The sequence below is a fragment of the Cytobacillus dafuensis genome (assembly GCF_007995155.1).
Taxonomy (GTDB): Bacteria; Bacillota; Bacilli; order Bacillales; family Cytobacillaceae; genus Cytobacillus; species Cytobacillus dafuensis.
In genome coordinates this window covers 3,351,044-3,372,639 of sequence record NZ_CP042593.1, presented here as the reverse complement: position 1 = coordinate 3,372,639, position 21,596 = coordinate 3,351,044, and the positions used below count along the sequence as shown (strand labels likewise).

The 21,596-nt window shown below is 34.8% G+C and carries 21 protein-coding genes; 19 read left to right on the top strand and 2 right to left on the bottom strand.

Translation table 11 applies throughout. The annotated features are described in order from the left end of the window. Positions 1 to 250: 250 nt before the first annotated feature. From FSZ17_RS16115 to phoU, 10 genes are all read left to right on the top strand, one after another. A complete protein-coding gene (locus FSZ17_RS16115) occupies positions 251 to 1,861 on the top strand; it encodes a Na/Pi cotransporter family protein (protein WP_407643451.1) in 1,611 nt (536 codons plus the stop codon). 98 nt (positions 1,862 to 1,959) lie between these two features. Next, complete coding sequence (locus FSZ17_RS16110) at positions 1,960 to 2,439, top strand: DUF456 domain-containing protein (RefSeq protein ID WP_057771579.1); 480 nt, start codon at positions 1,960 to 1,962, stop codon at positions 2,437 to 2,439. A 235-nt stretch (positions 2,440 to 2,674) separates the two neighbouring features. Then, complete coding sequence (locus tag FSZ17_RS16105; RefSeq protein WP_057771578.1) at positions 2,675 to 3,283, top strand: superoxide dismutase; 609 nt, start codon at positions 2,675 to 2,677, stop codon at positions 3,281 to 3,283. Positions 3,284 to 3,403: 120 nt separating this feature from the next. Further along, complete coding sequence (locus FSZ17_RS16100) at positions 3,404 to 4,621, top strand: MFS transporter (protein ID WP_057771577.1); 1,218 nt, start codon at positions 3,404 to 3,406, stop codon at positions 4,619 to 4,621. Between the two features lie 193 nt (positions 4,622 to 4,814). Then, positions 4,815 to 6,986: a peptidoglycan D,D-transpeptidase FtsI family protein gene (locus tag FSZ17_RS16095; protein WP_057771576.1), complete on the top strand. Its 2,172-nt coding sequence runs from the start codon at positions 4,815 to 4,817 to the stop codon at positions 6,984 to 6,986. A 199-nt stretch (positions 6,987 to 7,185) separates the two neighbouring features. Further along, positions 7,186 to 8,172 (top strand): PstS family phosphate ABC transporter substrate-binding protein, encoded by a 987-nt coding sequence (locus FSZ17_RS16090; protein ID WP_057771575.1) that lies wholly within the window; start codon positions 7,186 to 7,188, stop codon positions 8,170 to 8,172. A 58-nt stretch (positions 8,173 to 8,230) separates the two neighbouring features. Next, complete coding sequence (pstC, locus tag FSZ17_RS16085) at positions 8,231 to 9,193, top strand: phosphate ABC transporter permease subunit PstC (protein WP_057771574.1); 963 nt, start codon at positions 8,231 to 8,233, stop codon at positions 9,191 to 9,193. Further along, entirely contained in the window at positions 9,194 to 10,072 is an 879-nt protein-coding gene (gene pstA, locus FSZ17_RS16080; RefSeq protein WP_057771573.1) for a phosphate ABC transporter permease PstA, read from the top strand. A gap of 100 nt (positions 10,073 to 10,172) precedes the next feature. Then, positions 10,173 to 10,937 (top strand): phosphate ABC transporter ATP-binding protein PstB, encoded by a 765-nt coding sequence (gene pstB, locus FSZ17_RS16075; RefSeq protein ID WP_407643450.1) that lies wholly within the window; start codon positions 10,173 to 10,175, stop codon positions 10,935 to 10,937. A gap of 18 nt (positions 10,938 to 10,955) precedes the next feature. Continuing rightward, positions 10,956 to 11,615, top strand: coding sequence for a phosphate signaling complex protein PhoU (gene phoU, locus FSZ17_RS16070; RefSeq protein ID WP_057771572.1), 660 nt, complete (start codon positions 10,956 to 10,958; stop codon positions 11,613 to 11,615). A 39-nt stretch (positions 11,616 to 11,654) separates the two neighbouring features. On the opposite strand, the gene FSZ17_RS16065 is transcribed toward phoU, so the two are convergent. Together FSZ17_RS16065 and FSZ17_RS16060 are read right to left on the bottom strand one after the other, a co-directional pair. After that, positions 11,655 to 12,131, bottom strand: a complete 477-nt coding sequence (locus tag FSZ17_RS16065) for an MltG/YceG/YrrL family protein (RefSeq protein ID WP_057771571.1) — start codon at positions 12,129 to 12,131, stop codon at positions 11,655 to 11,657. A gap of 4 nt (positions 12,132 to 12,135) precedes the next feature. Beyond that, positions 12,136 to 12,516, bottom strand: coding sequence for a hypothetical protein (locus FSZ17_RS16060; RefSeq protein WP_057771570.1), 381 nt, complete (start codon positions 12,514 to 12,516; stop codon positions 12,136 to 12,138). A 303-nt stretch (positions 12,517 to 12,819) separates the two neighbouring features. Here FSZ17_RS16060 and FSZ17_RS16055 point away from each other — a divergent pair, with 303 nt between their 5' ends. The 9 genes from FSZ17_RS16055 to FSZ17_RS16015 all read left to right on the top strand — a co-directional run bounded on the left by FSZ17_RS16055 (position 12,820) and on the right by FSZ17_RS16015 (position 21,489). Next, positions 12,820 to 14,577, top strand: a complete 1,758-nt coding sequence (locus FSZ17_RS16055; RefSeq protein ID WP_082625240.1) for a glycosyltransferase — start codon at positions 12,820 to 12,822, stop codon at positions 14,575 to 14,577. A gap of 37 nt (positions 14,578 to 14,614) precedes the next feature. Beyond that, complete coding sequence (locus FSZ17_RS16050; protein ID WP_057771569.1) at positions 14,615 to 15,229, top strand: hypothetical protein; 615 nt, start codon at positions 14,615 to 14,617, stop codon at positions 15,227 to 15,229. A 76-nt stretch (positions 15,230 to 15,305) separates the two neighbouring features. Further along, positions 15,306 to 15,455 carry a 50S ribosomal protein L33 gene (rpmG, locus tag FSZ17_RS16045; protein WP_057771568.1) on the top strand — a complete coding sequence of 50 codons (150 nt, stop codon included), beginning with the start codon at positions 15,306 to 15,308 and terminating at the stop codon, positions 15,453 to 15,455. 143 nt (positions 15,456 to 15,598) lie between these two features. Beyond that, complete coding sequence (locus FSZ17_RS16040) at positions 15,599 to 16,171, top strand: 5-formyltetrahydrofolate cyclo-ligase (RefSeq protein WP_057771567.1); 573 nt, start codon at positions 15,599 to 15,601, stop codon at positions 16,169 to 16,171. Next, positions 16,164 to 16,943, top strand: a complete 780-nt coding sequence (locus tag FSZ17_RS16035) for a DUF92 domain-containing protein (protein WP_057771566.1) — start codon at positions 16,164 to 16,166, stop codon at positions 16,941 to 16,943. The genes FSZ17_RS16040 and FSZ17_RS16035 overlap by 8 nt, the downstream gene beginning before the upstream one ends. A 111-nt stretch (positions 16,944 to 17,054) precedes the next feature. Continuing rightward, a complete protein-coding gene (locus FSZ17_RS16030; protein ID WP_057771565.1) occupies positions 17,055 to 17,252 on the top strand; it encodes a hypothetical protein in 198 nt (65 codons plus the stop codon). 181 nt (positions 17,253 to 17,433) lie between these two features. Further along, a complete protein-coding gene (locus FSZ17_RS16025; RefSeq protein ID WP_057771564.1) occupies positions 17,434 to 18,981 on the top strand; it encodes a rhomboid family protein in 1,548 nt (515 codons plus the stop codon). Between the two features lie 30 nt (positions 18,982 to 19,011). After that, a complete protein-coding gene (locus FSZ17_RS16020; RefSeq protein WP_057771563.1) occupies positions 19,012 to 19,212 on the top strand; it encodes a YqgQ family protein in 201 nt (66 codons plus the stop codon). Between the two features lie 375 nt (positions 19,213 to 19,587). Then, positions 19,588 to 21,489 (top strand): LTA synthase family protein, encoded by a 1,902-nt coding sequence (locus tag FSZ17_RS16015; protein ID WP_057771562.1) that lies wholly within the window; start codon positions 19,588 to 19,590, stop codon positions 21,487 to 21,489. Positions 21,490 to 21,596 lie beyond the last annotated feature (107 nt).

Here is a 21,596-nt window from a genome sequence, read left to right as displayed (position 1 = left end):
AGATCATCACATTATTTTAACCGGATAAATCCAGTAGTACAAGTATTTGATCTGCAAAAACAACCTAAATAATGTAACGTAATTGTAATATAAAGACCGATTGTAAATGTATTGTAAATGTATTGTAAATTTAAACCGAGAACTCTTTACTTTGAAATAAAACTTCATTAATAATTGTATGGAGTTTGAAGAAAAATGTCGAATTAATTACTTAATAGGGGTTGGGAAAGTGGAACTGAATATTCAGCAGATGCTTTTTGAGTTTTTAGGCGGACTTGGAATTTTCTTATTTGGAATTAAATATATGGGAGATGGTCTTCAGAAATCAGCAGGTGACCGTTTAAGAGATTTACTTGATCGTTTCACTACAAATCCACTAATGGGTGTATTGGCGGGTATGCTCGTAACAGTCCTCATTCAGAGCAGTTCGGCTACAACAGTCATAACAGTTGGATTAGTTAGTGCTGGTTTTATGACACTGCGCCAAGCAATCGGCGTCATAATGGGGGCAAATATCGGAACAACCGTAACAGCATTTATTATTGGTATTAATGTTGGTGAATATGCACTTCCTATTATTGCAGCAGGAGCTGTTTTACTATTCTTTTTCAAAAATAAAAAGGTTCATAATGTTGGTCAGATCGTATTCGGATTTGGTGCACTGTTTTATGGTCTAGAGTTAATGAGTGAAGGAATGAAACCATTAAGCTCCCTTGAATCTTTTCATGATCTAACAGTAAATCTGAGTTCAAATCCTATTTTAGGAGTTATTGTAGGTACAGTTTTTACTGTCATTGTTCAAAGCTCAAGCGCGACTATCGGAATATTGCAGGGGCTATTTTCTGAAAACCTGCTTGATTTAAATGCTGCATTACCTGTGCTTTTTGGAGATAATATTGGTACAACGATCACGGCAGTACTAGCATCAATTGGTGCCTCTGTAGCTGCGAAAAGAGCTGCAGCTGTACATGTTTTATTTAATCTAATTGGAACAACGATTTTCTTGATATTATTAAAACCATTTACGTTAATAATAGGAAATATACAGGAAGCTTTGAACCTTAATCCTGAAATGACAATCGCTTTTGCACATGGAATATTTAATGCGTCTAATACGATTATTCAATTGCCGTTTGTCGCGGTATTAGCATGGATTGTGACAAAATTGATTCCTGGCGAAGATTCTGTATTAGAATACAGGACGAAGCATCTAGATCCTGTATTTATCGAACAGTCACCTTCCATCGCTCTTGGACAAGCGAAAGAGGAAGTATTAAGAATGGGCAAATTCTCGATTCACGGTTTAGAGGAAACGCATGAATTCTTAAAGACAAGACTCCAAAAGCATTCAGATAATGCCATACAAATTGAAGATGCACTTAATAATCTAGATCGAAAAATCACGGATTATTTAATCCAACTAGCAACTAGCTCACTGTCTGATCATGAATCAGAAGAGCATACAATGTTGATGGATACAGTTAGAGATATTGAAAGAGTCGGGGATCATTACGAGAATATTATAGAACTTATCGAATATCTTCAGGCGAATAAAGTAAAGATTACAGATTCTGCTATGGAAGATTTAGAGGAGATGTTTAACCTCACCATTTCTACTGTATCAGATTCTATACAGGCGTTAGATCATAATGATAAAGAAGCCGCAGCACATGTTGTGCAAAAAGAAGAAGAAATTGATAAAATGGAAAGAAGGCTACGTAAACAACATATACTGCGTTTAAATGAAGGATTATGTTCTGCACAAGCTGGCATTATATATGTAGACATTGTAAGTAACCTAGAGAGAATTGGTGATCATGCAGTAAATATTGCCGAAGCGATCTTAGGAGAAGAAAATTAGTTAAAGATAAAGAGCAAGGAGGGTGCCCCTTCTTGCTCTATTAAGCTAATTAGGAAAGTTATTTTTATTAGCGTACTAATTATGGTGGATGGTGAGATATGGATCACTTCTATTGGAGTTTAATTATCATTTTATTCATTGTTTCATTTATAGGACTTGTTTATCCGATTCTTCCTAGTGTGCTTTTCCTCATTGGCGGCTTTTTATTGTACGGCTTTGTATTTACTTTTGATGAATTTAACTGGTTATTTTGGGTCATTCAGGGTTTGTTTGTTGTCTTACTATTTGGAGCAGATTATTTAGCAAATATGATTGGGGTAAAAAAATTTGGCGGCTCAAAAGCAGGAATATGGGGAAGTACAATTGGAATTATTCTAGGACCTTTTGTGATCCCTGTATTCGGTATTCTAATCGGCCCATTTTTGGGAGCAATAATTGCTGAATTTGCTGTAAACAAAAAAGAATGGAAAGAAGCTGTCAAAATCGGTTTTGGATCTGTTATTGGTTTTATCAGCAGTGTTATAACAAAAGGAATCATTCAGATCATAATGATTGTTTATTTTTTTATCGTTATTTAACAATTAGACGGAAAACTTAAATCTAGTGTAAAAAATATTGAGGTAAATTGAAAAAATGGATATATTTTATTAAAATCGGGAAATGTATATTTGGAATTAAGCATTTTGATTGAAACGATTTTCTTTCTTTGGTAATCTACAAATATAGCCATGAAGAATAATTCTAATTTCAGAATAATAAGAACTATAGAATAATTTAAATGGTTAATAATAATTTACATAGGAGGAATGTACAATGGCATTTGAATTACCACAATTACCTTATGCTTACGATGCATTAGAACCAAATATTGACAAAGAAACAATGAATATTCACCACACGAAGCATCACAACACATATGTAACAAATTTAAATAACGCTTTAGAGGGAAATGAAGAGCTTCTTTCTAAATCAGTAGAGGAAGTTATTTCAAATATGGATGCTGTTCCTGAAGCTGTACGTACTGCTGTACGTAATAATGGCGGCGGACACGCAAACCATACATTATTCTGGCAGGTTATTTCTCCTAATGGCGGTGGAGAACCTACTGGTGATTTAGCAGCTGCAATTAACAGCAAATTCGGAAGCTTTGATAGCTTTAAGGAAGAGTTTGCTAAAGCAGCTACTACACGTTTCGGCTCTGGCTGGGCTTGGCTTGCTGTAAACAATGGTGAGCTTGAAGTTACAAGCACTCCAAACCAAGATTCTCCTTTAATGGATGGCAAGACGCCAATTCTAGGCTTAGACGTTTGGGAGCATGCTTACTATTTAAATTATCAAAACCGTCGTCCAGATTACATCAATTCTTTCTGGAATGTTGTTAATTGGGATGAGGTTTCAAAACGCTATAGTGCTGCAAAATAATGATTTTACTTAACACGGCAGAGAGTTCTCTGCCGTGTTTTTCTAACTACTCCTAAAAATTTGAATAAGAGTACTGGCTTTGTTGGAAACTACCCTTTAGATGCAAAGGGGAGTTTTTTTATGAGTAAGGTAAAGAAATTGATCGGTGATGTTGAAATAACAAAGGATTTAGGATTATTACTAATAATTGGTGGATTATATTCATTAAGTGTTGCATTATCCAATACATTTGTGAATATTTACCTTTGGAAGCAGTCCGGAGATTTCAAGGATTTAGGTTTATATAATTTAACAGTCGTTATAATACAGCCATTAACATTTATTTTAGCGGGCAGATGGGCGAAAAAAGTGGACCGTGTAATCGTGTTAAGGATTGGTGTTATTTTTCTAGCTGCATTTTATTTAGCTGTATTAATCATTGGAACGAATGCTTCGAAATTTTTATTACTGCTAGGGGCGCTCCTTGGAGTAGGCTATGGATTTTACTGGCTGGCATTCAACGTACTAACATTTGAAATTACTGAACCTGAAAATCGTGATTTTTTTAATGGATTTCTAGGAATTTTAACTTCTATAGGTGGAATGATTGGACCAATTGCTGCTGGTTTCATCATATCGAAGTTGGAAAAATTCACAGGGTATACAATCATTTTTGGGATTTCACTTGGTCTATTTTCGCTTGCAGTTTTTTTTAGTTTTTTTATCAAAAGACGTCCAGCGAAAGGAAAGTATTGGTTTAAAAGAATATTTTCTGAACGAAAAAATAATATGAATTGGCGGCTTATTACAAATGCTCATTTTTTTCAAGGTCTTCGTGAAGGGACCTTTGCTTTTGTCATATCCGTTTTTGTCTTTATTTCAACTGGCAGCGAATTAGCTTTAGGGGCTTATGGACTCGTTAATTCAGGGGTTTCATTTATCGCATACTATGTTGTGTCACGTCTGCTCAAGAAAAAGTATCGGAAAAAGGCAATATTAATTGGTGGAATCATACTGTTTGCCGCCATATTTTTAATCATATTTGAAGTAAGCTACTCCAAATTGCTTATTTATGGAGCTACAATTGCCATCGCGTATCCTCTTTTACTTGTTCCTTATATTTCAATGACCTATGATGTGATCGGTACAGGATGGCAGGCTGCAGAAATGCGAATAGAATATATTGTCGTAAGAGAAATATTCGTCAATTCTGGAAGAGTTTTTTCGGTTCTCTGCTTCTTAGTAGTGATTACCTTTTTTAATGAACAAAAAGGCATCCCCATTCTTCTCCTATTTCTTGGTGCCGGCCATTCAATTATTTATTTCTTTATCCGTAAAATCCATTTTCAATCAACATGAGAGAAGAGTACAATCCTCTTCTCTTTTTTAAAGATATGAGCCGATTTTTTGAAAATCTAACCAGCTCACATATTTTTTAAAAATATCCAGATATTTTCTTATAGGTTCTTTCTAGAATTAATGAATGATTTCTTATAGAATGGGATGAGGGGAAGTAATAAGTTAACCTTTTTAAAGGAAGTGTAGATTCAAATTGAATAAAAAGAAAAAGAAAAAAAAGTCACATGTTCCATTCCGTTTGAACATTTTATTTTTGATCGTGTTTATACTGTTTTCAATATTGATTCTTCGTTTAGGAATTGTTCAAATTGTATATGGAGATGATTATAAGCGGGAGATAGAGCGAACAGAGGATGTGACCGTCAATAATCCTGTTCCAAGGGGAAAGATGTATGATCGGACAGGAAAAGTGATCGTTGATAACAAGCCGCAAAATGCTATTACCTATACGAAGAGTACAGGAGTTAAGCAGGATGATATGCTTAAAGTAGCAGAGGACCTTGCTATGCTCATAGAAAAGGATACCGATAAGGTCCAAGAGAGAGATAAAAAGGATTACTGGATTATGAAAAATCCGGAGCGAGCAGATAAAAAGGTTTCAAAAAAAGAAATTGATAAATTGAAGGAAAAATTTGAAGGAAAAGAATTAGATAAAGAAATTTACCAATTAAAGCTTGACCGTATTACTGAGGAAGAACTGAATGAGCTTACAGAACAGGATTTAGAGATTCTTGCCATATATAGAGAGTTTTCAACTGGATACGCATTGACACCTCAAATTGTAAAAAATAAAGATGTAACCCCTGAAGAATTTGCTGTTGTAAGTGAAAATCTGCAGCTTCTTCCTGGTGTTGATACGACAACAGATTGGGAAAGATATTATACATTTGGTTCTACATTAAAGTCTGTTCTAGGGAAGGTAACAGACTCTGATGAAGGCTTGCCTGCAGAGCAGCTAGATTATTATCTAGCAAGGGATTACAGTCGAAATGATCGGGTAGGGAAGAGCTATATTGAACAGCAGTATGAAGAGGTTCTGAATGGTCAGAAAGCTAAAGTTAAAAATGTTACTGATAAGGCGGGTAATGTTCTTGAAACGATTCCTATAACTGAGGGGAAAAGAGGAGATGACCTTGTCCTTAGTATAGACATGGAGTTACAACAAGCAACGGAAAAGATCATTGAAGAAGCGTTAAAGGAAACGAAAACCAAGGGTGGTACTTCATTGCTAGATCGTGCGAATGTTGTGGTTATGGATCCGCGCACTGGTGAGGTACTCACAATGGCAGGTAAGCAAATTGTTAAAGATAAGGAAACTGGCAAAAAGACATTTCAGGATGACGCACTCGGCAATATTTCGATGACATATAACGTCGGTTCAGCAGTCAAGGGAGCAACAATCATGACGGGGTATAATACTGGGGCAATCAAGCCAGGTGATACTTTTTATGATACTCCGATGAAAATTTTACAAACACCTGTAAAAAAATCCTGGAAAAACCTTGGTCTTGTCAATGATAGTGATGCACTAAAAATGTCTTCGAACATTTATATGTTCCACACGGTTATTAAGATGGCTGGTGGTACGTATATAGAAAATGGACCTTTACGATTGGATCTTGATTATGGAATGAAAACGATGAGGGATTCCTTTGCACAATATGGTCTTGGTGTGAGAACAGGAATAGACCTTCCGAATGAACAAATTGGATTTAAAGGGCCAGCTGAAACAAATGGTTTACTTCTTGACTTTTCCATCGGTCAGTATGATACGTATTCAAATATGCAACTAGCCCAATATATATCTACAATTGCTAATGGTGGCAACCGGATGGAGCCCCATGTTGTGAAATCGATTAATGAGCCTTTAATGGAAAATGATGAGATCGGACCAATTGTACAAGAAATTTCTCCGAAAGTACTTAACCGTGCCGATGGAAAAGACGAATGGTTCGATAGGGTTCAGGGCGGATTCCGCAGAGTTACACAGGAGCCGGGTGGAACAGCCTACCATTGGTTCGGTGACAAAGACTATAACCCTGCTGGAAAGACAGGGACTGCTCAAGCATTTTACGATGGACCTGACAAACAAGAAAAATTCGGCAAAGAACCTCATGAAGTCATTAATTTAAGCTTTGTTGGCTATGCACCAGCGGATGACCCGGAAATTGCGATTTCTGTTCTCGTTCCATGGGCATATGATTCAGGAAAAGGCCATTATATGAATCTTGAAATTGCGGAACGTGTTATGGATACTTATTTTGACCTAAAAAAACAGCGACAAAATGGAAATGAAAATGCCGCACTATCAAGCCAAGATGATAAAAACAAAGAAAATGTGCCAGAAGGCGAACAAGCACAATAGAATAGCTTGCAAACAGCTTGTCTCTTACTTATTAGGAGGCAGGCTTTTTTTATTGCAATTCCCTTTATTCATAAAAACATTCGTAATTTCATCGTAATTTACAAAACCTTTACATTTTATTAAAACCAGATTAATGCTTAAGCATTATTCTATTACATGTAGGACAAAACAACCAAATCTCTTAGGGGGAATTTAAGAAATGAAAAGCTTTAAATTCTTGGCACTTTCAACAATGATTGGAGCAGTGCTAGCATTCACTTCAGCTTGTGGGTCAACAGAAGAAAAAACAAACAACGGTTCTCAAACTGAAGGAAACACAACTGAACAAGCTAATGAAGAAGGTAAGCAACTTCAAGGTGAAATAAATATTGATGGATCATCGACTGTATTCCCGATTATGGAAGCTGTAACTGAAGAATTTAATATGGAGCAGCCTGATGTAAAAGTTTCTGTTGCTTCTTCTGGTACAGGTGGCGGTTTTAAAGCGTTTATTGCTGGAACAACTGATTTCAGTAACGCTTCTCGTCCAATAAAAGATGAAGAAAAAGCACAATTAGAAGAAAAAGGAATTGAATATACAGAATTAAAATTAGCAAATGACGGACTATCCGTTGTTGTAAGCAAGGACAATACTTGGGTTGATTATTTAACTGTAGATGAATTAAAGAAAATGTGGTTAGAAGATGGAACTGTTAAGAAATGGTCAGATATTCGTAAAGGATGGCCTGAAGAAGAAATTAAATTCTACTCACCAGGTACAGATTCTGGAACTTTCGACTATTTCGATGAAGTTATTCTAGAAGAACAACCGATCGTTGAAAAAGCAACACTTTCAGAAGACGATAACGTTTTAGTACAAGGTGTTGCAGGTGATAAAAACTCAATTGGTTACTTTGGCTATGCTTACTATGCTGAAAACAAAGATAAATTGAAGGTAGTGCCAATCGATTCTGGTAATGGTCCTGTTGAGCCAACAAATGAAACAGTTGAAAGTGGAGAATATGCTCCATTATCCCGTCCATTATTCACTTATGTGAAAAATGAATCTGTTAAAAAAGAAGAAGTTTATGAATATCTTAAATTTACAATTGAAAATGCAGGTCAACTTGCAGAAGATGTTGGCTACGTTAAATTAAAGGATGAAGAATATACTAAGGGCTTAGAAACAATTGAAGGTCTGAAGTAAGATCCAAAACTGAAATGATGGGAAGCACGTTTTTGGTGCTTCTCCTCTTGTTTTGTGGATGAAAGGGGTTTTCACTTTGCAAAATTCAACAAATACGTTTTCCGTACAGGAAATGATTCAGTTAAAAAAGCAAAAAAAGAATACAAGTTCAACGATTGAAAAAATCGTTCCTATACTATTATTATTTACAGCTATTGTCTCAGTACTAACAACTCTTGGAATCGTACTTACACTAATAGTTGAAACATTTACTTTCTTTAGCCGAGTTTCGATAGTAGAATTTTTTACGTCAACAAAATGGTATCCTTTCTCACCTACTCAAGGCTCGTATGGTGTATTGCCACTTGTTGTAGGAACCTTAAAAGTAACAGGGATTGCTGCCATTGTTGCGATTCCAATCGGATTAGCAACAGCGATTTTTTTGAGTGAGTATGCATCAGATAGAACTCGCAGAATCATTAAGCCGATATTAGAAGTATTAGCAGGAATTCCTACTATCGTTTATGGATTTTTCGCCTTAACTTTTGTTACACCGTTATTGAGAGAATTCATTCCTTCCCTTGAAATATTCAATGCGTTAAGTCCGGGTATCGTTATTGGGATTATGATCACACCAATGATCGCATCTTTGTCTGAGGATGCAATGTCCTCAGTACCAAATTCAATGCGCGAAGGAGCACTAGCATTAGGTTCAACTAAGCTGGAAGTTTCCTTAAAAGTTGTTCTGCCAGCTGCTATTTCTGGTATTATCGCTTCAATCGTCCTCGCTGTTTCCCGGGCAATTGGAGAAACGATGATTGTAGCAGTTGCAGGTGGATCTACACCTAATATGAGTTGGGATTTAACCACTTCAATTCAAACGATGACAGCCTATATCGTTCAGGTGAGCCAAGGTGATGCTGGGTATGGAACAACTATTTATTACAGCATTTATGCGGTTGGATTTACACTTTTCGTCTTTACATTAGTGATGAACTTATTTGCCCAGTTTATCTCTCGTCGTTTCAGGGAGGAGTATTAAATGAAACTAATTAACCACACATCGGTTGTTAAACATATGAAACCTAGACTAGTCATAAACATTCTTTTTAAATCTTTGTTTTTTGCAGCTACTTTGTTTGGTTTGCTAGTTTTAGGAATTTTACTTTATCGGATATTCACTCAAGGAATCGATTATCTTGATATGCAGTTTCTCCAAAGCCTACCTTCACGTAAGCCAGAACAGGCTGGGGTTAAAACTGCTTTGATTGGAACAATTTGGTTAATGGCGGTAGTGACGCCTATTTCCTTATTTTTAGGTGTTGGAACTGCCATATATTTAGAAGAATATGCGAAGAAAAACCGCTTTACAAGTTTTATTCAAGTGAATATTTCAAATCTAGCAGGTGTTCCGTCAATCGTCTTTGGTTTATTGGGACTAACTGTTTTCGTTCGTGCTCTTTCACTCGGAACGAGCGTCTTAGCAGCCGGTTTGACAATGAGCTTATTAGTTCTTCCAATTATTATTGTTGCTTCACAGGAAGCGATAAGATCTGTTCCAAAAGAATTAAGAGAGGCTTCTTTTGGGATGGGAGCAACAAAATGGCAAACTATTGTTCATGTTGTCTTACCTGCAGCAATTCCAGGTATATTAACAGGCGGGATTCTAGCGTTATCAAGAGCAATAGGAGAAACGGCTCCTTTAGTAGTGCTTGGTCTTCCGTTATTCTTAGCATTCTTGCCAAAATCAGTTTTTGATATGTTTACTGTATTGCCAATGCAAATATACAACTGGACTGGAAGGCCGCAAGCAGAATTTCAATCTTTAGCAGCTGCTGGAATTATCGTGCTACTTGTCATGTTAATTATTATGAATTCTATAGCTGTTTTAATTCGAAACAAATATCAAAAAAGATTTTAGGCATTAAAGTTAAAGTGGATGAGGGGGATATTTTAAAATGAATGCAACAATGGAAAAACAAAAGGTACGGATTGTTCAAGGTGAAGATAAACAAGCTGAAATGGAAAATAAAAGTATTGTCTATAAAACAGACCAGCTTAATTTATGGTACGGAGAAAATCATGCGCTAAAAAATATTAATTTAGATATTTATGAGAACGAAGTCACTGCTATTATTGGACCATCAGGCTGTGGGAAATCGACTTATATTAAAACTTTAAATCGCATGATTGAATTAGTCCCTGGTGTGAAAACATCAGGTGAAATTGCCTATCGAGGCCGAAATATTTTTGATCGCTCATACGGTGTAGAAGAGCTGCGCACAAAGGTTGGAATGGTATTCCAAAAGCCAAATCCTTTTCCTAAAACGATTTATGAAAACGTAGCATACGGTCCAAAAATTCATGGGATCCGCGACAAAAAGATTCTTGATCAAATCGTTGAGAAAAGTTTAAAAGGTGCTGCCATTTGGGATGAGGTTAAGGATAGATTGAATCAAAATGCTTATGGGCTTTCAGGCGGTCAGCAGCAGCGTCTTTGCATTGCGAGATGTCTTGCCATTGAACCAGATGTTATCTTAATGGATGAACCAACATCAGCTCTAGATCCGATTTCAACCTTAAAAGTAGAAGAACTCGTACAAGAATTAAAAAAGGAATTCAGTATTATTATTGTTACTCATAATATGCAGCAAGCAGCTCGAATCTCTGATAAAACAGCTTTCTTCCTGAATGGAGAGGTTATTGAATTCACTGATACGAATAAAATTTTCTCAATGCCATCTGATAAGCGAACAGAAGACTATATCACAGGTAGATTCGGTTAAGGAAGGAGATGCAAACTAATGCCAGTACGTGGAAAATTTGATGTAGATTTAAAAGAATTACAAGGAAAATTGCTGGAACTTGGAAATTTTGCAGAGTCTGCTCTTTCCAAATCAATTGAAGCACTAGAAACACAAAATATTGAAATGGCTCTTGAAATTATCGATGAGGATTCTAACGCAAATCTTATGTATGAAGACATTAATGATTTTGCCATTTTATTAATTGCAAAGCAACAGCCAGTAGCCATTGATCTCCGTCGTATCATTGTTGCGATTAAAATTGCGGCTAATATTGAAAGAATTGCTGATTTTGCAGTAAATATTGCAAAATCGACGATTAGAATTGGTTCTGAGCCGCTTGTTAAGCCGATTGTTCATATAAAAGAAATGCATCAAATTACGTTAGAAATGCTTAAACTATCATTAGAGGCATTTAATGATGAAGATATTATTAAAGCAAAAAAGCTAGCTGATATGGATGACACGGTAGATGATTTATACGGTCAAACAATTAGAGATTTAATGCAAATCAACTTACAGAAGCCAGAATATTTGCCTCAAATTTTACAGTTATCATTTATCTGCCGTTTTCTTGAAAGAGCAGCGGACCATATAACTAATATTGCTGAAAGTATTTTATATCTTGTCAAAGGGCGACAATACGATTTGAATAAATAAATGATTAAAAAAGCTAAAGAAGCATATATATGTGCTTCTTTAGCTTTTTGTAATGATATTAGCAATTTCCTTGTAGCTCATTCCTTTTTTTACTTCAAAGGTTCCAAGCTGAATTTTTTTGCTATACCCGTATTCTTCTAGATATGTTTCAAAACGGTCTGCATCATCAATCAATTTTTTCTCCTCTAGAATAGAAGAAATGTCATGTGAAACCATGCCACTAACAATTTCAATTGTGAAAGATGTGGTTGGTTCCATATCTTTTGGCTTATTGACCACTTCTTTTTTTTGTGGTTTTTCGGCTTCCTTTTTTGTTAATTTTGTTATGGTATTTTCCATTTCACTATACTTTTGCTTTTCTACCACAATAAATCCGCTTTCATTTAATAATGCTTCTGCTTTTTCAATATTTATTTGTTCCTTTTTTCCATCCTCACTAAAATAATAAAATGAACCTAGTATACATACGGTAATCAGAATTCCGAATGCAAACGCACGGATGCTCCTTTTGTTCATACTTTTACCCTCTTCCGATCATTTCCACTAAGATAGATTCGACTTCACTTGGCATCAAAGAAGATTGTTTAGCGATTTGCTCAACTGTTAAACCTTGCTGTGCTAATGACCAAACTTGATTTTTTATTATTTCATGAATGTCTTTTTTCTGCTTTGAGCTAGGTGGTTGCTGAACTGAAAGAGCTGGCTGGAAATCCACATCATTAACTAGCAATTCCTCTTCAAGAACTTTTAATTTCTTCTTGATAACATACATATCTTGAATTTGCTGCATTGAGAGCTGGTCTATTTCTTCTCGAATGCTCTTATATGGGTCCCTCATAAAAGCGGATAAAATTAAAAGAATAATAGCAAAAGCAAGTAAGCCGATCATTACAAATTCCAAATATGCCACCTCAATTAATTCTTTAAGATATTTCCCTTACATTAAATATTTTACCATTATTTACGACAAACTTCGATTCGAAATATTCATATGAAGAAAGAAAGAATTCTTTTTGTCGTATTTTATAGATGGAAACGCAAATTACGACAATTTCCGTTCGTTGTGAGAGTTAGTTTTCAATGATAACATTAAACTATAGAAAAGTGGAATAAACAGTCTCTATTACTCATATCATACTTATTTAGGCCAATATTTGAGGAAACCATTTGAGATACGTGAAAGAAACTATGAGGTGTATGGATAATGGAAGAAAGAATACATGTAAGTTTAATATCAAAGGATATATTATCTGTTACTTGGGAAGTTCCAGATTTTATAAAAAGCTTTATTGAAAATTATTTTGAACAACTATTCACATCATTAATAAGCGCAATCAGAATCTATGATGTTACATGTATTATTTTTGATGGAAGTAATGCTCATTATTATTTTGAGGCAATGACCGGGGAAAGCCAAAAAAATTGGAAATTTAAAAATCTAAAGGCAAATCGTAATTACTGTGTTGAAGTAGGGATTAAGCTTTCAGAAAATCAATTCTTCCCATTACTACGATCCAATACTGTCCGAACTTGGGAGAACCAGTCAGCCTTAGAGGATAAAAATCAAATTGAAGAATTTCCTTCGTCTGAAAACGATGACTCTAGAGAGAATTGGAACGATTTCGTGAGCACTTATTCTTATTATGGGAAGAGTTATCCTTCCTTCATCTATGAGAGAGGAAACTTCTCGCATCAAATAAAAAAATCATTTTCTATAACGACTTTTTTTCTAGATGAAGATAAAAAACGAAAAAAGATTCTTTTATTGACTTGGGAGTACCCACCAAACATTATTGGGGGTTTATCAAGGCATGTACATGGCCTTGCAGGAGGTTTACATAAAAAAGGCTATGAAGTATATGTGATCACTGCTAATTCAAATCAGCAGATGCAGGAAGAATTTACTGATGGAATCCATATTTATCGAGTTAAGCCATTACTTGAAAAAGACAATGATTTTCTAAGCTGGATTGGCGGGCTTAATTTAGCGATGATTCAAAAGGCAATGGAATTATCTAAAATCCATCATTTTTCCTTAATCCATGCGCATGAATGGCTTGTGGGAGCTTGTGGAATTACTCTGCAGGAATTCTTAGCAGTCCCCTTAGTTGTAACCATACATGCAACTGAGTTTGGTCGAAACAACGGAATTTACAATGGGCTTCAAAGGTTTATTCATGAAAAGGAACAACAATTGATTAATCAAACGGAACAGCTAATTGTCTGCAGTACCTACATGAAAAAAGAGCTTCAACAAGTATTTTCAATGAAGAAAAATAAGAAGATATGGACGATACCAAATGGAATTGAAGAAAAAGATCTTAAAGAAATATCTGACGAAGTCTTATCAGCAATCCCTATACAAAAAAATAAGCGCCTTATTTTTTCCGTTGGTCGTATTGTTAAGGAAAAGGGCTTTGATACATTAATTGAAGCAGCATATAAGTTGCGCCTTGCCTATCCAGATTTGTATTTTATTATTGCTGGTAAAGGACCAATGCTAAAAGAATACAGAAATAATGTGATTGAGAAAAATCTTCAGGATGTTGTCTTCTTTATTGGCTTTGTCACAGATGAACAAAAAAACGCGCTTTTTTCTAAGTGTACCATGGCAGTTTTTCCAAGTCGCTATGAGCCCTTTGGGATTGTAGCAATTGAGTCATTGAGTAAAGGTATTCCAACTATTGCCTCAAATACAGGAGGCTTGAAAGAAATAATACAGCATGAAGTAAATGGATTATTAATGGAAGCGGGTAACTCCGATAGTTTGATTGAACAGACAATTTTCTATTTAGAAAATGAATCTAAGGCTCTTAAAATAGGAAGTAATGGAAGGAAAATGGTCGAGAGCGAATTTAGTTGGGAAAGAATTGCAAACGAAACAAATAATGTTTATAAAGAAGCGTTTATAAATAATAAGGGAAAAACATCATCTGCTTCTATGGATGTTAATCCAATATGATCAAATACATCTTAACTTTTTACGGAGGTGATATCTGATGAAATTAAATACATATAGTCAATCATATAGAATGGAAAAATTTATAGATACCAATAAAGAAGGTTTAGAAATGATTCCAGGCATCTGGATTGAGGGTAAAACGTATTGGTTAACATCTGGAACAGAAGAACTAATGAAAGACGAAGGCATTTCTGTGGATGTAAAGCAAGAGAATAGTCGATCGGATATTCAATCATTTATTATTAATATCACGAATCATATTCAGCGATCAAAAAATGTTAAGCTCCTTATACAGAATAGGTATCAACATCAAGACTTTAATCATTATTCATTTATTTCACCTACTGAAAATGCTGTCTTCCATTTGATTGATAATCAAGTTTATTTAATAGATGGATTTTGTAATAGTATGTCGAGGGAGGCTTGTTCAGTTCAGCCAATTTGGGATATTTATATGGATAGAATTTGGTCCTGTTCAAAACTGGGTAAGCTAAAATATAATCCAATGGCTAACGGAAATGCCGCAAGTATCCTGCTTTACAATATTAATTTCAAGGGAATTCAAACCTTTGAAGGGAAAACGTGGATGATAAAAGGGGAAAATGAAGTAGAATTAATAAAATTAAACGAAGCACTTTTAAAAACATACTAGCATTTCCAATTGAAAAATGATATTATAGAAAAGTCGTATGAACGAACTAGTCATATATAGTTTGGAGGGAAATTACATGCGTGTGAATATTACGTTAGCTTGCACAGAATGCGGAGATCGTAACTATATTTCTAAAAAAAATAAACGAAACAATCCAGATCGTCTTGAGCTTAAAAAATACTGCCCAAGAGAAAAGCGTTCTACAACTCATCGTGAGACAAAATAAGTAGTGGGGTTATTCCTACTGCTTTTTTTGTTGCATTCGATGGATATTTTGGTGAGCACCGAGTTTTTCTAATCAATAGAATTGATTGCCTTTATGTGTTTAGGCTATTACAAATATCTAGAAAACAAAGGGCTGAAGGAAAAATGAAAAATGAAAAACAGTTCCTGAGAAAGGAAATAATGGCCAAGCTTGATAATATAGAAAAACCTCAGTATGAACACTTTTCCTATTTAATTGCAAAAAATCTTTATCAAGATTCTTATTGGAAAGAGTCTAAGACGATAGGGATAACCATTTCTAAGCAATCAGAAGTTGATACATATCAAATTATTAGAAAGGCATGGGAAGAGGGAAAGCAAATCGTCATTCCTAAATGTCTGCCTAAGTTAAGAGAAATGGTCTTTCGTACATTTTGTCAATTTGATCAATTAGAATGCGTTTATTCGGGGTTATTCGAGCCAATTGAAGCTGAAACAGAAGAAGTTTCCAAAAGTGATATTGATTTGTTAATTATTCCTGGTCTTGCTTTTACCGAGAAAGGTTTTAGACTTGGTTTTGGAGGGGGCTATTATGACCGTTATCTAACAGAATATAAAGGCCGTACAGTTTCCCTTGCATTTCACCCTCAAATAGTTTCAGATTTGCCGATAGAGTATCATGATATGCCTGTTAATAAGATCATAACCCCGAGCAAGGTTTTGAGCGTAAATGATTGAAGTTATTTTTCTTATTCTATTTATTGGAGCTACCTCAGTCTGTGGATATTTTCTTAAATTACTTACGAAATCAGGAAGTATTGCTGCACTCATCGTTGGACTCACTGTCGGTCTAAGTTTTGGGGTTGAAGGCTTGCTGTTGCTTGGTTTCTTTTTTGCAAGCTCTAGCTTTTGGTCTAAGTACAAGAGGAAAAATAAAATTAATATTGAGAACCGACACGAAAAAGGTTCCCGAAGAGATTGGATGCAGGTGGCAGCCAACGGAGGAACTGCTGCTTTTATCAGTCTATTAAATATTTTTTTTCCTGATTCAATCTGGATTTACGGCTTCTCCATTTCCATTGCAGCTGCTAACTCGGATACATGGGCTTCGGAAATTGGATCTTTAAGCAAACGGTCCCCAATATATATTCGCTCATTCAAACGGATTGAAGCTGGTACATCTGGGGCAGTGAGCGTACTTGGGACTTTTGCAGCTATTTGCGGGGCATTTTCAATTGTGATTTTAGCTAATTATTTTTTTCATTTTTCTATTGGAGAAATGGCAATCATTTTTGCTTTCGGTTTTTTTGGTAATGTAATTGATACGCTGCTGGGTGCTTTCATTCAGGCTGTATATAAATGTGAAATATGTGGGACTGAAGTAGAAGCGTTACATCATTGTGGTGCTAAAACAACCCATAAACGAGGCGTACTAATTATGAATAACGACTTTGTAAACTTTCTCTCTGGTTTTCTAGCTGCATTTCTTGGGCTGCTTTTCATTCATTGATTTACCTCATACCCTATTGATATATACTCATTAGAATATTGACTAAGGACATGACAGTATAATGGATAAAATCGAGACATTCATCTCAAACTAAATGTAGGAGGGATGATTATGGGTCGTATTTTTTCTATTATTTTGATAGGCTTAGGCAGTTATTTTATTTTCCAAAACCGTTATCGCGCTTTGAATATGATTATTAAGAATTCATTTTTAAGGCGTATTTTTGTCAGCACGTTCATGGGGCTTCCTGGGGTAAGGAATCAGCTGATGAAAATGGTTTTCCCGTCAGGCCCTGCTGAGCTGCATTAGAAAAGACCTGTTCAGGGTCTTTTTTTCTTTTAACTTTACAAAAAGTAGGGATTTTGCCTATATTAAAAATAAAGAATTCATCGGTTTTTTGAAGAAGGCTAAGTTTTTCTAATCATATGTAGTTATTTTGAATCTAGACTAAAAAAATTGTAGTAAGTTTGCATAGAGAGTAGGGGGAAATTTGAAATTTCAAGAGGAATATGTTTTTTGGAAGCTTGCGCATTATTTCATTTCTGTTCATGAATATCGAATTGTTCAATTATCGGAAGAGCATAATGAATTATGGCTTGAAAAAATGGAGAATAAAGAGGCACAGGTCATTAGACTGCTCCGTTATAATTTAGATTGGAGCAACTGGATGCAAAAAGATATTGAGCTTACCGCTATGAATGGTGAAAGAATTCGTAAGCAATTATTAAAAGGAGATATGAATGTCATTAATTTATACGTATCTTCTCATCCTCCAGTTGATGAATATGCATTTAGAATCGAGAAACCTTTTGTACAACAAGGTAATGAAAAAACAAAGGTTAAATCCATTATTTTCGATCGGACGCATTACGGAGAAGGCTTCCATGAACTCGGCACTATTTTCAAAGAAGCAATAACTTTTCCTATTCATGATGAAGGATATACAGAGCAAGAAGTAGACTCAGTTAAGCTTGCTGCACTATCAGTAGCATCTAATCGATCTAAGAAGGAAAAATCCCTATTTGAGTATGGAAAGCCGTTCTTTACATATATGTTTATTGCTATACAAATTGCCATGTTCCTCTTCTTGGAATGGAAGGGCGGAAGTACAGATACATCTACTTTAATAAAGTATGGTGCTAAGTTTAATCCGCTAATATTAGAAGGTGAATGGTGGCGTTTTTTTACACCGATTTTTCTCCATATTGGGTTGCTGCATTTATTCATGAATACTTTGGCGCTTTATTATTTAGGAACAGCCGTAGAGAGAATATTTGGCAATATAAGATTTCTTTTTATCTATTTAACCGCAGGGTTTTGTGGTTCATTAGCGAGTTTTATTTTTAGTCAAAATTTATCTGCGGGAGCAAGTGGAGCCATATTTGGATGTTTTGGAGCTTTGCTTTACTTTGGAGTCATCTATCCAAATCTTTTCTTTAGAACTATGGGCTTAAATATCATGGTTGTCCTCGGGATTAATCTTGTCTTCGGATTTTCTATGACTGGTATTGACAATGCTGGACATATTGGTGGGCTAATCGGTGGTTTTTTGGCTACAGGAATTGTACATTTTCCAAAGCAAAAAAAGCCATGGCTGCAGCTCTTATTATTAGTAATAACTGCTCTAACGATAACTGGATTATTGAAATTTGGATTTGATGAGCCTGAAAGATTACTGAATGAGCAATCTGCAATCGTAATGGCTGATAGCTATTTAAAGTCGGGAGAATATGAAAAAGTAAAAAACATCCTGCATGAATATTCTAATGAGAGCTCAGCTTCTGCAGATGTTTATTTTTTGCTTTCATATGCAGAAATCAAAACAAATGATATCTCAAAAGCAAAAGAGCATTTGCATCTAGCGATTAAGAAAAGGAAAGACTTTCATGAGGCATATTATAATTTAGCCCTTATTTATCTACAGGAGGGTAATATTGAGGAAGCTAAAAAATTTGCCAAACAGGCTGTTGAAATAATGCCTAATCAAAAGGAATATAAACAATTATGGGAACGGATTAGCGAACAGACTAGTTCATAAAATTTACTTTTTTTGATATGAGGGAACAGAATGAAAACAATTTACGATATTCAACAACTTCTAAAAAGGTTCGGAACAATCATCTATATTGGTGACAGGGTTGCAGATTTAGAGCTGATGGAGGCTGAAATGAAGGAGCTTTATCAATCACAGCTCATTGAAACAAAAGATTATCAAACTGCCATTTTATTATTAAGACATGAGGCTAAGCTTTTAAAAGAAAAAGGCTGATCCTTTGTTGGGCTAATTGTTGTGGATTGACTAACATAAAACTGTATAGAACTTTAGTTCTGGAAATTTCAAGGGAATTCGTGATTAGAGCGGATTCTCTTTTTTTTGAAGGAAAAATGATACAGGGCGGAAGAATCATTTTTTTAGAAAATGGACAAACACGAAACTTTTCAAAGATTCAATCGTCTAATACTTTGGATAAAGAGAATATAAAGCAACCTATAATTATATAAAAATATGTTAAATTCTCATTTGATTTTTTGTAAAAAAAGTATTAAGATAATGTTTGATTCAAAACAATCTATCCTAAAAATGTAAAAAAACGACAAAAAATTCCATATCTGTTCTTCAAAAACAGGGAGGGTTTCACTTATTATGAAGAATTTCAAATGGTCAAGGATTTCACTTTTAGGTATTGCAATAGTGCTCCTTTGGCTAAAAACGTACATTACGTACAAAACTAGCTTTGATATTAAAATTGAAAATTGGAAACAGGAGTTTATTTTATTTATAAACCCATTAAGCTTTTTGCTATTTGTTTTTGGAATAAGCTTATTTATGAAAGAAAAGAATCAAAAACGCTACATACTCATCACAAGCTTTCTCGTATCCGTCGTATTATTTGCAAATGTAGTCTTTTATAGGTTCTTTAATGATTTCTTAACGATTCCAGTTCTTTTTCAAACGAGTAATATGAGTGATTTAGGTAGTAGTGTAAATGAATTATTGAAATTCACTGATATTTTTTATTTTGCTGATGTTATAATTTTGGCGTTAATTGTATTTTCAAAGCCTAAATTCGTCATACAAAGGAAATTTTCTAAGGTGGATCGAAGAGCATACTTCCTTATTGCAGTCGCCATTGCCTTTTTTAATCTTGGATTAGCTGAAACTGAACGTCCACAGCTTCTTACTAGAACCTTTGACCGTGAAATGCTAGTTAAAAATATTGGGACATATAATTATCATCTTTATGATGCTTTTCTTCAATCTAAATCATCTGCCCAAAGGGCTTTGGCAGATGGCAGTGAGTTAGTTGATATTGATAACTATATCAATGCAAATTATAAAAAGCCGAATGATGAACTATTCGGAATTGCGAAGAATAAAAACGTCATTTTGATTTCATTAGAATCTACTCAGAGCTTTGTTATTAATGAAACGGTAAATGGCCAAGAAATAACGCCGTTTTTGAATGACTTTATTAAAGAAAGCTATTATTTTGATAATTTCTACCATCAAACTGCACAGGGAAAAACATCAGACTCAGAGTTTATTGTGGAAAATTCTCTTTATCCATTAAGTCGTGGGGCAGTTTTCTTTACACACTCTGGTAATGAATATACTGCAACACCTGATATTTTGGGGAATAATGGTTATTATACAGCTGCCTTACACGCCAATAACAAGAGCTTCTGGAATAGAGATATTATGTATCAATCATTAGGTTATGACCGATTCTATTCACTTCCTGATTATGAAGTAACTGCTGAAAATTCTGTTGGCTGGGGATTGAAGGACATTGATTTTTTTGAACAATCCGTTCAGCATTTGAAGGAAATGCCACAGCCATTTTATGCGAAATTTATTACTTTAACGAATCATTTTCCATTTGAGTTAGATGAAGAAGATCGATTTATTGAGCCGTATACTTCGAATAATAAAACGGTGAATAATTACTTCCCAACAGTTCGTTATCAAGATGAAGCTTTAAAGCTATTTATCGAACGATTAAAAGCAGAAGGCCTATATGATGATTCAATCATCGTACTTTATGGAGACCATTACGGTATTTCTGAAAACCATAACAAAGCAATGGGTGAATTTTTAGGAGAAGAAGTGACTCCTTATGTTAGTACTCAGCTTCAGAGAGTACCATTTATCATTCATATACCTGGACAAAAAGGTGAAACAATTTCAACTGTGTCTGGGCAAATGGATGTAAAGCCAACCATCCTTCATTTATTAGGAATTAATACGAAAAATAATATTGATTTTGGATCAGACTTATTCTCAGAGGACAAATTGGAGTTTACGGTTTTACGTGATGGAAGCTTTATTACAAAAAATAATATTTATACTCGTGAGACTTGTTACGATAAAGGAACAGGGGAACCTACAGATAACAGTGCATGTGAACCATATATTGAAAAAGCGAAAAATGAGCTAGAATACTCTGACAAGATTATTTATGGAGATCTCCTTCGGTTCTATGAAGATGAAGAGTTTAGAAATTCAAAGACATTTGGTAATGAAATTAAATTTGATTCTAATTAGCACGAAAAAGCCTGCAATTATTTGCAGGTTTTTTCTTTGATCAAAATACTTTACTCGCGTTGGAGAAATGCATAGCTCTACAAGGAAGGCTGCTTTGCATATTCATC

Excerpts from the sequence above, each read along its gene's own strand:
- pstB (WP_407643450.1), top strand. The coding sequence starts at position 10,173 with ATGGAAAATAAAAGTATTGTCTATAAAACAGACCAGCTTAATTTATGG.
- FSZ17_RS16110 (WP_057771579.1), top strand. The coding sequence starts at position 1,960 with ATGGATCACTTCTATTGGAGTTTAATTATCATTTTATTCATTGTTTCA.
- FSZ17_RS16090 (WP_057771575.1), top strand. The coding sequence starts at position 7,186 with ATGAAAAGCTTTAAATTCTTGGCACTTTCAACAATGATTGGAGCAGTG.
- pstA (WP_057771573.1), top strand. The coding sequence starts at position 9,194 with ATGAAACTAATTAACCACACATCGGTTGTTAAACATATGAAACCTAGA.
- FSZ17_RS16100 (WP_057771577.1), top strand. The coding sequence starts at position 3,404 with ATGAGTAAGGTAAAGAAATTGATCGGTGATGTTGAAATAACAAAGGAT.
- rpmG (WP_057771568.1), top strand. The coding sequence starts at position 15,306 with ATGCGTGTGAATATTACGTTAGCTTGCACAGAATGCGGAGATCGTAAC.
- FSZ17_RS16065 (WP_057771571.1), bottom strand. The coding sequence starts at position 12,131 with ATGAACAAAAGGAGCATCCGTGCGTTTGCATTCGGAATTCTGATTACC.
- pstC (WP_057771574.1), top strand. The coding sequence starts at position 8,231 with ATGAAAGGGGTTTTCACTTTGCAAAATTCAACAAATACGTTTTCCGTA.
- FSZ17_RS16105 (WP_057771578.1), top strand. The coding sequence starts at position 2,675 with ATGGCATTTGAATTACCACAATTACCTTATGCTTACGATGCATTAGAA.
- FSZ17_RS16050 (WP_057771569.1), top strand. The coding sequence starts at position 14,615 with ATGAAATTAAATACATATAGTCAATCATATAGAATGGAAAAATTTATA.
- FSZ17_RS16015 (WP_057771562.1), top strand. The coding sequence starts at position 19,588 with ATGAAGAATTTCAAATGGTCAAGGATTTCACTTTTAGGTATTGCAATA.
- FSZ17_RS16055 (WP_082625240.1), top strand. The coding sequence starts at position 12,820 with ATGGAAGAAAGAATACATGTAAGTTTAATATCAAAGGATATATTATCT.
- phoU (WP_057771572.1), top strand. The coding sequence starts at position 10,956 with ATGCCAGTACGTGGAAAATTTGATGTAGATTTAAAAGAATTACAAGGA.
- FSZ17_RS16030 (WP_057771565.1), top strand. The coding sequence starts at position 17,055 with ATGGGTCGTATTTTTTCTATTATTTTGATAGGCTTAGGCAGTTATTTT.
- FSZ17_RS16035 (WP_057771566.1), top strand. The coding sequence starts at position 16,164 with ATGATTGAAGTTATTTTTCTTATTCTATTTATTGGAGCTACCTCAGTC.
- FSZ17_RS16115 (WP_407643451.1), top strand. The coding sequence starts at position 251 with ATGCTTTTTGAGTTTTTAGGCGGACTTGGAATTTTCTTATTTGGAATT.
- FSZ17_RS16020 (WP_057771563.1), top strand. The coding sequence starts at position 19,012 with ATGAAAACAATTTACGATATTCAACAACTTCTAAAAAGGTTCGGAACA.
- FSZ17_RS16040 (WP_057771567.1), top strand. The coding sequence starts at position 15,599 with ATGAAAAATGAAAAACAGTTCCTGAGAAAGGAAATAATGGCCAAGCTT.